Raw genomic sequence first — 12464 nt, 5'->3', positions numbered from 1 at the left:
GCCCGGAATTGAAACGCCGTCCGTTTAAGGAAATCTTTCCCGTTTCGTTCAGAAGCCACCGACCTGCAGGAAGGCGATGACGGCCGGCAGGGCCATGAGCGCGGTGCAGGCGAGCCAGATCCACAGCGATGTCGGGGTCGACTCGGCGCTGCCGGTGACCCGCTCGTAGAGCGCGGCGGGAATACCGGCGATCATGATGGTCAGGGTCGAGCCCAGCAGGTAGCTGAGGAAGATCACCACGCTCGGGCTGGAGATCAGGAGGCCGGGTGCCAGCAGGACGATGGCCGCCGTCGCCTGCGGCAGGATGATCGGCGAGAACATGCCGCTGATCAGGCCGAAGCCGAGAATGCCGATCAGATAGCCCTGGTACGACATCGCGGACCCCTCAGGCGGCCTGGAGGGCGCTGGCGGCCGCGACCGTCAGCACGATCCGTGCGACCAGGATCCAGATCGCCGCGAAGACCAGCAGGACCAGATGCGGCACCGCGGCCGGCGTGATCGGCCGCACCAGCGCCAGCACCGGATCGGTCAGCCGCACGAAGGCGCGGAAGATGTAGTTCTTCGAGTCCGGCGGGAACATGAAGGACAGGATGAACCGGCCCAGCAGCGTGTACATCAGCGCCGCCAGCACATAGTTCGGGATCAGGGCGATGAGCGGAACCTGCACGTCCATCCGTAGCCACCCGGTTGTCCGGATCGTTTCAACCACATCGCGAGAGGAAAAAGAAGGGCGGGACCGAGGCCCCGCCCTCCGAAGTAGACGTCCCGTGCCGTCAGGCGGCCTTCGGCTTGACGTCGCCGCCTTCCATCATAGTGCCCCCGCGCGGCTTCCTGAGCTCGTCGACGAGGTCCTGGACCTCCTTCGACGGTGCCGGCGTGAACAGGCTGACGACCACCATGACGATCACGCCGATCGGCAGGCCGAACAGCGCGGCCGAGATGTTGGCGACGCCGAACCACTCGCCCATGCCGCCGTAGCGGGTCATGACCAGGTAGTAGAGCGTGATGCCGAAGCCGGCGATGATGCCCGCTACCGCGCCCGCGGATGTGCAGCGTTTCCACCACACGCCGAGGACGAGCGCCGGGAAGTTGCCGGCGGCCGCCAGCGAGAACGCCCAGGCCACCATCGACAGGATGTCGGCGGGTCTGGTGGACGCGAGCCACGCCGCGCCGATGGCGACCAGCACCAGCAGCACGCGGGCCACGATGAGCCGCCGCGCCGTCGAGGCGTGCGGATCGACCATCTTGTAGTAGATGTCGTGGCTGAGCGCGTTGGCGATGGCCAGCAGCAGGCCGTCGGCCGTGGACAGCGCCGCGGCCAGGCCGCCCGCCGCCACCAGGCCGGCGATCACGTAGGGCAGGCCGGCGATCTCCGGCATCGAGATGACGATAACGTCGCGGTTGATCGACAGTTCGCCGAGTGCCAGGACGCCGTCGCCGGTCCCCGAGGCCGTACAGGCCGCGCGGATCGCGTCGACGGTGGTCGCGTCGGCGCCGCAGATCTTCACCAGGCCGAGATTGCCGTAGGTGTAGATCCACTGCGGCAGGTCGGCGATCGCCGTGCCGATGACGTTCTGGTACACCTCCAGCTTCGCGAACGCGGCATAGGCCGGGGCCGTGAAGTACAGCAGGAAGATGAACAGCATCGACCAGCCCACCGACTTGCGCGCGTCGCGCACGCTCGGCGTGGTGAAGTACCGCATCAGGATATGCGGCAGCGACGCCGTGCCGATCATCAGGCAGAGAATGAGCCCGAAGTAGTTCAGCGGGTTGTAGGTCGTGAACGGCTGCAGGTACGGCTTCAGGTTCTCGGCGCTGGCCAGGCCGTCCGCCACAAGTTTCTGCTCCAGTCCGGAGATTTCCTGCAGCACCTGACCGTACATGAGCTGCGGGATCGGGACGCCGTAGCGCTGCGCCGACAGGATGACGACCGGGATCAGGTAGGCGACGATCAGCACGATGTACTGCGCCACCTGCGTCCAGGTCACCGCCCGCATGCCGCCGAGCATCGAGCACAGCAGAATGCCGAGCAGCCCGACGAACACCGCGATCTCGAACGAAATGCCGAGAAAGCGCGAGGCGATGATGCCGGTCGCGTAGACCTGCGCCGTCACGTAGGTGAACGAGCAGGCGAACAGCACGATGATGCCGAGGAACCGGGCGACGTGTCCGCCGAAACGGGCCGCCAGGAAGTCGGGCACCGTGTAGGCGCCGAACTTGCGCAGGTACGGCGCGACCAGCACCGCCACCAGCACGTAGCCGCCGGTCCAGCCCAGCACGAACGCCAGGCCGTCATAGCCCAGCGCATAGAGCGTGCCGGCCATGCCGACGAACGAGGCGCCGGACATCCAGTCCGCCGCGGTCGCCATGCCGTTGTAGAACGCCGGAACCCTGCGGCCCGCGACGTAGTACTCGCTGACCTGCATGGTACGCGACAGGATGCCGATGCCGGCATAGACCGCCAGCGTGAAGAACACGAACAGGTAGCCGATCACCCTGTCGGGAACGCCGACCTGCTCCAGGATCGCCAGCAGCACCACGAAAGCGGCGAAGCCGCCCGTATAGATGCCGTAGATCTTGCCGAGATTGTTGACGAAGTCGGAACCACCACCGGTTTGGGTTGCCATCGTTCCGCCCCCCTCAGTAGTCGTCTTCGGCGACGCCGAATTCGCGGTCGATGGCGTCCTGCCGTCCGGAGAACCAGAAGATCAGGATCACGAACACGATCAGCGAGCCCTGCGCGGCCATGTAGTAGCCGAGCGGGAAACCGAGAATGACGATTTCGTTCAGTGCATTTACGAAGAAGTGGACCACGAAGCCGAATATGGCCCAGATCACCAGACACGTGATCATCAGACCTTTCGTCCTGCCCCACCAGGCTTCATCGTTGCCGTTTGCCATGGGTCACGTTTCCTCTAGGGTCACGGGCCCTTTCGCGGCGCTTGTTGATCCCGCTTGATCAGGCCCCCATTAGTCGGAGCCGCGAGCCCGGCATTCGGATGCTCTCGGCCCACGCGGCCGCCACCGTCCCCGGGCTGCCACGTTAATAAAAGGTTACCATTGCGCCGGTTTGCTCTACATTCGACTTTTGGCTACGGGTGAATACCTGTGGTTTTCGAGTAAATCGGCGCGAATACATGGGCGCGTCGCTGGAGGCGCCGCGAGCGCGCGCAAGCGCGTCGGTTTCCTGTCGAATTTCCGGAAATCCGTCGGGACGGTGCGTCCCCGGGGACTTGCGCCCCGGCCTCCGGCGCGAAACACTTGGGGGGCGTGCGGCAACCTTGGGGCGGGAACGACATTGCACCACTCGGACGGCTACCGGATACTGATCGCGGACGACCATCCGCTGTTTCGCGATGCCCTGAAACATGCGCTGTCCGGCGCTTTCGCGGACGTCGAGATCCTCGAGGCCGGGACCATCGAGGAGATGACCGAGCGGATCGAGGCCGACTCCGAGATCGATCTGGTTCTGCTCGATCTCGCCATGCCCGGCGTGCGCGGCTTCTCCGGCTTGCTGTTCCTGCGGGCGCAGTATCCCAGCGTGCCGGTCGTGGTGGTGTCGGCGCACGAGGAGCCGGCGGTCGTTCAGCGCTGCCTCGAGTTCGGCGCCTCCGGCTTCATTCCCAAGTCGACCGATGTGGAGGGGATTCGCCAGGCGGTCGGCGAGGTCCTGGCCGGCGGCGTCTGGACGCCGCCCAATCTCGATCTCGGCCCCGCAGACGAGGACGAGGCGCAGCTGTCCGCCCGGCTCGCCACGCTGACGCCGCAGCAGGTGCGCGTCCTGATGATGCTGAGCGAGGGGCTGCTCAACAAGCAGATCGCCTACGAGCTCGGCGTCTCGGAGGCCACCGTGAAGGCGCATGTCTCGGCGATCCTGCAGAAGCTCGGCGTCGAGAGCCGCACCCAGGCGGTGATCGCGGCGAGCCGGATCGAGGCCGGTCAGTGGCCGGGCGACCCGCCGGCCTAGCCGCCTCCGTGCCGTCTCCGCGTGTCTTGGCCTCTGCGACGCGGATATGCCCGGAACGGCCCGGGACAGGATCTCGGCTGCCCCGCACCGGGGCGCTGGTTACTCCGCGGCCTCGCGCCGAACCGGGAACTGGGCGAGCAGCGCCCGCAGCGCGGCCGCCTTGAGCGGCTTGTAGAGCACCGGGATGTCCTTGGACCGGGCCTCGTCGCGCACCGCTGGCGAGCGGTCGGCCGTGATCAGGATCGCCGGCAGCTTGTTGGCGAGCTTCCAGCGCAGGTCGACGACCGCGTCGATGCCGTTGCCGTCATCGAGATGGTAGTCGACCAGCAGCACGTCCGGCATCACCTTGTCGCGCCGCAGGGCGCGGACCGCCGCCTTCGCCGATGGCGCGCACAGGACCTTGCAGCCCCAGCCGCTGAGCAGCGCCACCATGCCGTCCAGGATATCGCGCTCGTTGTCGATGCACAGGATCGTCAGGCCGTCCGTCCGCATGCCCCGGCGCCGCGGCTGGCGGCTCGGCGCGAGTTGCGGCGGCAATTCCGCGGTCACCGGCAGCTCGACGCGAAACGCCGAGCCGCGCCCCGGCGTCGACACGAGCTCGACGGGGTGATCGAGCACCCGGCCGATGCGTTCGACGATCGACAGGCCGAGCCCGAGGCCGCGCGCCTGCTTCGCCCCGTCCTCGAGGCGATGGAACTCCTCGAAGATCAGCTTCTGCTTCGATATCGGAATGCCGCGCCCGGTATCGTGCACCTCGATGCGCACGCGGCCGTCGCGGCGCCGGCAGCCGACCAGCACGCGGCCGGATTCGGTGTATTTCACCGCGTTGGAGACGAGGTTCTGCAGCAACCGGCGCAACAGCCGGCGGTCCGACCGCACGACCAGCGAGCAGGGCATGATCCTGAGGTCGAGGCCCCGGTCCCGGGCGATCGGCGCGAATTCGACGCCGAGCGGCGACAGCACGTCGGAGATCGGGAAGGTGGAGATTTCCGGCTTCAGCGCGCCGGTATCCAGCCGCGAGATATCGAGGATCGTGCCGAGGATGTCCTCCACCGCGTCGAGCGAGGCGTCGATATGGCTGGCCAGCCGGCGGTCGTCCGATTTCAGGCGCCGCTCCGAAAGGCTCGCCGCGTAGAGGCGGGCGGCGTTGAGCGGTTGCAGGATGTCGTGGCTCGCCGCCGCCAGGAACCGGGTCTTGCCGAAGTTCGCCTCCTCGGCCTGCTGCTTGGCGCGCTCGTAGTCGTGGTTGATCCGTTCCAGATCGTCGGTGCGCTCGCGCACCCGCCGCTCCAGCGTTTCGTTCGCCCGTTCCAGCGCCTCGGCGGTGCGGACCCGCTCTGATATGTCGGTGAAGGTCATCACCAGTCCGCCGTCGGGCATGGTGTTGGTGCGTACCTCCAGCACGGTGCCGGTCGGCTCCAGGCGCTCCTGATAGGTCTCGCGCATGATCATCATGCGCCGCAGCCGGTCTTCGACCAGCTGTTGCGCGGGTCCGGGGCCGAAATCGCCGCGTTCGGCGCAGAACCGCAGGATATCCACCAGCGGCACGCCGATGCGGCCGAGGTCCGGCGGCAGCGCCAGCAGTTCGCGGAACCGCCTGTTCCAGGTCGTCAGCCGCATGTCCGGGTCGAGCACCACGATGCCCTGGCCGACGTGATCGAGGGCGGTCTGCAGCAGGTCGCGATTGTAGACGATCGCCTCGGAGGCATCGTCGAGCAGCTTCAGCGCCTGCTTGTTGCTGACGTCGCGGCGGCCGAGCAGCAGCGACAGCACCAGTCGCGACGAGGACGCGCCGATGGCGCTGGCGAGCAGGTGCTCGGCGTAGCGCAGCACGTGCATGTCGATCTCGCCGTGCCGGTTGAGCGTCAGCCCGCGTTCCTCGGCGAAGGTGCTGAAGGACCGCTCGGTGCGTTCCTCGCCGAGATAGCGCGCCACCGTGTCCATCAGCTCGCCGAGCGCGACGGGGCTGCGCCACAGCCGCCGGGCCGGCGCGATCGGGGCCAGATCGGCCTGCACGAAGACGTTCGCCTGCAGTCGCTCGATCGCCTCCGGCCGGCGCATCAGCGACACCAGCACGTAGGTCGTGACATTGACCATGATGCTCCAGAACACGCCGTGCGACAGCGGCGCGAACTCCAGGTGGAAAAGCCGGTGCGGCCGCAGGAACGCGAGGGCGAACGGTCCGTTCTCGACGAAGCCCGCCGGCAGCAGGCCGGAATCGGCGAAGGTCGGCAGCAGCAGCGTGTAGGCCCACACCGCGAACCCCGCGACGATGCCGCCGATGGCGCCGCGGGCGGTGCCGCGGCGCCAGATCATGCCGCCGAAGAAGGCGGGCGCCAGCTGCGCGACCGCGGCGAACGACAACAGCCCGATGGAGGCGAGTGCGGCCGTGTTGCCCGCGGCGCGGTAATAGGCGTAGGCCAGCAGCAGGATCGCCAGGATGGCAATGCGGCGGATCTGCAAAAGGCGCTTGCCCATGTCGCCGCGCCCGGCCCCGGTGCCCCAGTGGCGCAGCAGGAACGGCACCACCAGGTCGTTGCAGACCATGATCGACAGGGCGACGCTTTCGACGATCACCATCGCGGTCGCCGCCGACAGCCCGCCGATGAAGGCGACCAGCGTCACCCAGTTGGAGCCGGCGGCCATCGGCAGCGCCAGCACGAACATGTCGGCATCGACCGCGCCCTCGCCGAAGGTCAGCAGGCCGGCGACCGCGATCGGCAGGACGAACAGGTTGATCAGCACCAGGTAGACCGGGAACAGCCAGATCGCCCGCCTGATCTCGCTCTCGCTGTGGTTTTCCACCACCGTGACGTGGAACTGGCGCGGCAGCAGGATGATGGCGAACAGGCTGAGCGCGGTGATCGTCACCCAGGTGCCGCCGTGCAGCTCGCCGCCGAAGGGCGGCAGCGTCGTTCCCGCCGCTTCCGCCTGCGCCCACAGCGCCTGCGGGCCGTCGAACATCGAGTAGGTGATGAAGATGCCGACGACCAGGAAGGCGCCGAGCTTGACGATCGATTCCGTCGCGATCGCCAGCATCATGCCGTCCTGATGCTCGGTCGCGTCGATATGGCGGGTGCCGAACAGGATGGCGAACAGCGCCAGCGCGAAGGCGACGAGCAGGGCGGAGTCGGCGAGGATAGGGACGTTCTCGATGGCGCCGTTCTGCTGCAGGTAGCCCACCATCGTGCCGACCGAGGCCGAGATCGCCTTGAGCTGCAGGGCGATGTAGGGCAGCACCCCGACCACCAGGATCAGCGTCACCACGGCGGCCACCTGCGGGCTCTTGCCGTAGCGCGCGGCGATGAAGTCGGCGATCGACGTGATGTTCTGGTCCTTGGCCAGCCGCACGATCCTCAGCAGGATCGGGTAGCCGAGGCCGATCATCAGCGCCGGGCCGAGATAGACCGGCAGGAAGTCGAGCCCGGTGCGCGCCGACAGGCCGACCGAGCCGAAGAACGTCCAGGAGGTGCAGTAGACGCACAGCGTCATGGCGTAGAGGAACGGCCGCCCGCCGCGCCAGCGGCCGCGCAGCGCCAGCTTGTCGCCCCAGCTCGCCACGGCGAACAGGAAGGCGAGGTAGAGAACGGCGGTGGCGACGACCACCCAGCCCTGCACCCGTTTCCTCCGATCAGTCTCTTTTGTTCTTGCCGTTTTCGGCTTTGTCGGTCGCCGCGGTGGCCGGTGCGCCCGTTCGACGCCACTGGCGCGCCGCGCCCGGTTGCGCCATTCTACACGGAAATGGGCCGTCGCAACCGGAGAACGTCATGGGCCTGCTCGACATGTTCCGGCGTACGCCGCCGATCGACGATGTCGGTGCGCTTGAGGACTTCCTCGACACCCATGCCGCGTTCCTGGTGCAGAAATGCGTGTTCGAGTATTCGCGCGCCCGCGCCGGCATCTTCTGGGAAAAGCTGTTCAAGGAGGCCGATTTCAAGGCCGCCGTCGACGTCGCCCGCTGGAACGGCTACCCGATCGCGCTCGGCAATGTCGTCGAGATGGTCGAGGCGGCGCTGCGCCCGGCCGCCGCCGGCGCCGAGGCAGAGCTGCTGCTGCGGCTGATCGGCCTCGCCGAGGCGGTGATCCACCGCTATCCCGTCCCCGAGGGCGAGGAGTCCGATTTCTGGGTCGTTAAGACGGCCTGGCTGCGCGACCGGCTCGCCGGCATCCAGCTCGCGCCGCCCAAGCCCGTCAAGGACATGCCGCTCGACACCGCGCGGGCGATGTTCGACCTGATGCCGATCCACCACAGCCTGCGCGGCGAGGACTTCGTCGTCGTGCGCAACCATCTGCGCTCCAACCTGTGCCGCATGGCCGAGGAGTTCGGGCAGCGCGCCGATGTGCCGGCACTCGTCGCCGACATCCTCGCCCCGTCGCACCCAGTCCGGGTGCCGGCGCTCGGCGGCGACTGAACCGGGGCGCCGGCGCGGAGGCGGGAGGCAAGGGGGGCGGGACATGACCGGATCTGCCTTCACGGCCACCGCCAACGCCACGCCGCTGTTGTCGATCGACGCCGTGGTGCTCGACACCGAGACCACCGGCCTCGATCCCCGCGAGGCGCGGATCGTGCAGATCGGCGCGGTCGGGCTGCGCGCCGGCCTGCCGGACGAGGCCGACGTCTACGGCACCCTGGTCAATCCGGGCATGCCGATCCCGCCGGCCTCCAGCGAGATCCACGGCATCACCGACGCTGCCGTCGCCGACGCCCCGCCCTTCGCCGACGTCGCCGCGGGGCTCGACAGGTATGTCGGCGGCCGCATCGTCGTCGGCCACAACATCGGCTTCGACCTGGCGGTCCTCAAACGCGAGCACGACCGCGCCGGCCTCGCCTGGCAGCCGCCGCGCACGCTCGACACGCGCCTGCTCGCCCATCTGGCCGCCCCGCATCTGCCTGGCCATTCGCTCGAGCATCTGGCCGAATGGCTGGGCGTCGCGGTCGACGGCCGCCATACCGCGCTGGGCGACGCGAAGGTGACCGCGGCGATCCTGATCGCCCTGGTGCCGAAGCTGCGCGAGCGCAACATCCGGACGCTCGCCGAGGCCGAGGCCGCCTGCGCCCGGCTCACCGACATGTTCGAGGACCAGTACCGCGCCGGCTGGATCGAGCCGGTGCGCCGCGAGGCCGCCGCCCTGTCGGAGCGGGCGCTGTCGCGCATCGACGCCTATCCCTACCGCCACAGGATCGCCGACGTGATGAGCGCGCCGCCGATCCTCGTGCCGCCCGCCATGACGATGCGCGACGCCCTCAAGGTGCTCGCCCATAAGCGCGTCAGCTCGATCTTCGTGGGCGATGATAGCGACCTGGCGGCGGCGACCTGCGGCATCCTCACCGAGCGCGACGTTCTGCGCGCGGTGGCGGGCGACAGCGAGGCCGCCTTGGCGGACCCGGTTTCGAGATACGCGTCGACGCCGCTCGAGTGTGTGTTCGAGGATGCCTACATCTATCGGGCGATCGGGCGCATGGCGCGGCTCAGGGTCCGCCATCTCGGCGTCATCGACGAGACCGGCCGCGTCGTCGGCGCGCTCAGCCAGCGCGATCTCCTGCGCATGCGCGCGACCGAGGCGGTGTCGCTGGGCGACGAGATCGATACGGTTGCGACCGTCAACGCGCTCGCGGCCGCCTGGGCGAAGCTGCCGGCGGTCGCGCGCGGCCTCGTCGCCGAGGGCATCGGCGGGCGCGATGTCGCCGGCGTCATCAGCCGTGAGATGTGCGCGCTGACGCGCCGCGCCGGCATCCTCGCCGAACAGACGATGGCCGCCGCCGGCAAGGGGCCGCCGCCGGTCGACTACGCGCTGCTGGTGCTCGGCTCGGGCGGTCGCGGCGAGAGCCTGCTCGCCGCCGATCAGGATAACGCCGTCGTCTACGCCGACCCGCCGGAGGGGGCGGCCGAGGCGGTCGATGCCTGGTTCGCCGAGTACGGCAGGCATGTCGCCGATACGCTGCACGCCGCCGGCGTCCCCTACTGCAAGGGCGGCGTGATGGCGATGAACGTCGAATGGCGCGCCCCGGTCGCGGAGTGGAAATCCCGGGTCGGCGACTGGGTGCGCCGGTCGCGGCCGCAGGACCTTCTCAACGTCGACATCTTCTTCGACATGCGCGCCGTGCACGGCGACGCCGCGCTCGCCCGCGAGATCTGGGCCTTTGCCTACGAGGAGGGCGGCCGAGCCGTCGCCTTCGCCAAGCTGCTGGCCGAGGCGTCGGCGGGTTTTTCGCCGCCGCTCACCTTCTTCGGCGGCTTCAGGGCCGAGAACGGCCGCGTCGATCTGAAGAAGGGCGGTCTGTTTCCGATCGTCGCCGGCGCCCGCGTCCTGTCGATCCGCCACCACGTGCTGCAACGCTCCACCCGGGCCCGCCTGGAAGGCGTGCGCGCGCTCGGCGTCGGCGCCGGCGAGGATCTCGAACGGCTCGTCGGCAGTCACGCCCTGCTCGTCGACCTGGTGCTCGAACAACAGCTCGCCGATATCGCCCAGGGCCTGCCGCCCACCAACGCGATCGAGATCGGGCGATTGGGCCGCGTCCGCGCGGACGCGCTGAAACGTGCGCTTTCGTCCCTCGGGACGCTCGACCAGATGGTCCGAGACCTGTTGTTCTCGTGAAAATGTAGCGACTCGCGAAAACGCTTTATTCGGGCGCCGGCGAAGCGGCTATTATCGTGCCGCGCGCCCATTGAGGAGCACGCCGTCGGATCAATGCGGTACGGGCGCGTCCCGGCACCGGCGGCCAGCGAGGGGTATTTGAATGTCGATATTGGGTGAATTCCGCGAATTCGCGGTCAAGGGCAACGTCGTCGACATGGCCGTCGGCATCGTCATCGGCGGCGCCTTCGGCACCATCGTCAAGTCGCTCGTCGACGATATCATCATGCCGCCGGTCGGAATGCTCCTCGGCGGTGTCGATTTTTCCAACATCATGACCGTTCTCAAGGGCGACGGCCCCTATGCGAGCCCGCAGGCCGCGCAGGAAGCCGGCGCCGTCACGATCAACTGGGGTCTGTTCGTCAACTCGCTGATCAGCTTCCTGATCGTCGCCTGGGCCTTGTTCCTGGTGATCAAGGCGATCAATCGCCTGAAGGCGCAATTCGAGGAGAAGAAGGAAGAAGAAGCGCCGGCCGCGCCGCCCGAGGAGGTCGCGTTGCTGACCGAGATCCGCGACCTCCTTGCCAAGAAATAGAGTGTCTTGCCTGCGGCAACGAGGAACTTCGCGCCGCGGCACGTGATGTGATATATCGCCGGGAAAGGTTGGCATTCGTCCGCTCGAAACCGGTCCCGGTGGCATGTCATGATGAGCGACAGTCCCTGCACGATCGCCGTGCCGCGTGGCGCGGACGCGTCATGACGACCGACGCCGATCTTCCCCCGACGGTTTCGGAAGCCCGCCTTGCCAGCGTGCTCGAAACCGCCGTGTTCGGCATCATCGTCGCCGATCAGGCCGGCCGCATTCTCGTCTACAACAAGGCCTGCGAGCAGCTGTTCGGGTGGACCGCCGAGGAGGTCTACGGCAAGAACCTGACGATCATCATGCCGCCGCACGACGCCAGCCGGCACGACAGGTACATTCACAACTACGTCCGGACGAAAGCCGCGAAGATCATCGGTATCGGTCGCGAGGTGAAGGGCCAGCACAAGGACGGGACGGTGTTTCCGCTGCACCTCGCCGTCGGCGAGGCGTCGACGCCCGAGGGCCGCCAGTTCATCGGCATCATGCGCGACCTGCGTCCGGATTTCGAAGCCGCAGAGCGGCTCGACGCGCTGCAGGCCCAGCTCGTGCGCATGGCGCGGATCAATGCCGTCGACGAGATGGGCGCGGCGCTGGCGCACGAGCTCAACCAGCCGCTGACCGCCGTCATGCTCTATCTGCAGGCCGTCTCTCGCGCGGTCTCCAAGCGCACGGGCGCCGATGCCCTGCCGAAGGAAATCTCGGATATTCTCGACAAGGCGCTGTCGGAAGCCGGCCGCGCCGGCCAGATCATCCACCGCATGCGCCGGTTCGTCGAAAAGCGCGAGTCTCTGCGCCAGACCGTGGATCTCGGCGCGCTGCTCAACGAGGCGATCGAATTCACCGTGATCGGCAACAAGGCGCGCGAGGTGGAGATCGAACGGACCATCGGCGACACTCTGCCGCCGATCGAGGTCGATCCGGTGCAGATCCAGCAGATCATCGTCAATCTTCTGCGCAACGCGATCGAGGCGGTCGGCGGCGCCGAGACCAAGAAGATTCGGATCGAGACCGCCAGTCAGGACGGATCGGTGGCCCTTTCGGTCGAGGATTCGGGGCCGGGTGTCGCGCCCGACATCGCCCCGCAGCTGTTCCGTGCCTTCGCCACCGGGGCCAGGGGCGGCGTCGGCTTGGGGCTGGCGATTTCGAAATCGATCGCGCAAAGTCACGGTGGGGATCTGACCGTCGATCCCGGCGGCAACGGGCGCGGCGCGCGGTTCACGCTGGTGCTGCCGGCGAACGCGGCCGACGGATAGACGATCGGCGGATAGGCAACCGACG

10 protein-coding genes are annotated in these 12464 nt (G+C 68.1%); 5 read left to right on the top strand and 5 right to left on the bottom strand.

What is annotated here, in order from left to right; translation table 11 throughout:
* Positions 1 to 48: 48 nt before the first annotated feature.
* The 4 genes from MUB46_RS02225 to MUB46_RS02210 form a co-directional block, all read right to left on the bottom strand.
* Entirely contained in the window at positions 49 to 375 is a 327-nt protein-coding gene (locus MUB46_RS02225) for a hypothetical protein (RefSeq protein ID WP_261614230.1), read from the bottom strand.
* A 10-nt stretch (positions 376 to 385) separates the two neighbouring features.
* Positions 386 to 673 carry a YggT family protein gene (locus MUB46_RS02220; protein WP_261614229.1) on the bottom strand — a complete coding sequence of 96 codons (288 nt, stop codon included), beginning with the start codon at positions 671 to 673 and terminating at the stop codon, positions 386 to 388.
* 100 nt (positions 674 to 773) lie between these two features.
* Positions 774 to 2627 (bottom strand): sodium:solute symporter family protein, encoded by a 1854-nt coding sequence (locus MUB46_RS02215; protein ID WP_261614228.1) that lies wholly within the window; start codon positions 2625 to 2627, stop codon positions 774 to 776.
* Positions 2628 to 2640: 13 nt separating this feature from the next.
* Entirely contained in the window at positions 2641 to 2901 is a 261-nt protein-coding gene (locus MUB46_RS02210; protein WP_261614227.1) for a DUF4212 domain-containing protein, read from the bottom strand.
* Positions 2902 to 3298: 397 nt separating this feature from the next.
* Between MUB46_RS02210 and MUB46_RS02205 the strand changes: the two genes are divergently transcribed.
* Entirely contained in the window at positions 3299 to 3967 is a 669-nt protein-coding gene (locus tag MUB46_RS02205) for a response regulator transcription factor (protein ID WP_261614226.1), read from the top strand.
* Between the two features lie 99 nt (positions 3968 to 4066).
* On the opposite strand, the gene MUB46_RS02200 is transcribed toward MUB46_RS02205, so the two are convergent.
* Positions 4067 to 7585 carry a PAS domain-containing hybrid sensor histidine kinase/response regulator gene (locus MUB46_RS02200; RefSeq protein WP_261614225.1) on the bottom strand — a complete coding sequence of 1173 codons (3519 nt, stop codon included), beginning with the start codon at positions 7583 to 7585 and terminating at the stop codon, positions 4067 to 4069.
* Between the two features lie 149 nt (positions 7586 to 7734).
* On the opposite strand from MUB46_RS02200, the gene MUB46_RS02195 reads away from it, so the two are divergent.
* From MUB46_RS02195 to MUB46_RS02180, 4 genes are all read left to right on the top strand, one after another.
* Positions 7735 to 8379: a hypothetical protein gene (locus MUB46_RS02195; RefSeq protein ID WP_261614224.1), complete on the top strand. Its 645-nt coding sequence runs from the start codon at positions 7735 to 7737 to the stop codon at positions 8377 to 8379.
* A gap of 43 nt (positions 8380 to 8422) precedes the next feature.
* On the top strand, positions 8423 to 10564 hold the full coding sequence (locus tag MUB46_RS02190) for a DUF294 nucleotidyltransferase-like domain-containing protein (RefSeq protein ID WP_261614223.1): 2142 nt from the start codon (positions 8423 to 8425) through the stop codon (positions 10562 to 10564).
* 148 nt (positions 10565 to 10712) lie between these two features.
* Positions 10713 to 11138, top strand: a complete 426-nt coding sequence (gene mscL, locus MUB46_RS02185; RefSeq protein WP_261614431.1) for a large conductance mechanosensitive channel protein MscL — start codon at positions 10713 to 10715, stop codon at positions 11136 to 11138.
* A gap of 161 nt (positions 11139 to 11299) precedes the next feature.
* Entirely contained in the window at positions 11300 to 12439 is a 1140-nt protein-coding gene (locus MUB46_RS02180; protein WP_261614222.1) for a PAS domain-containing sensor histidine kinase, read from the top strand.
* The last annotated feature ends 25 nt before the right edge of the window (positions 12440 to 12464 follow it).

It is taken from the genome of Microbaculum marinisediminis (genome assembly GCF_025397915.1).
In the GTDB taxonomy this organism is placed as follows: domain Bacteria; phylum Pseudomonadota; class Alphaproteobacteria; order Rhizobiales; family Tepidamorphaceae; genus Microbaculum; species Microbaculum marinisediminis.
This window is presented reverse-complemented; position numbering and strand designations above follow the sequence as displayed.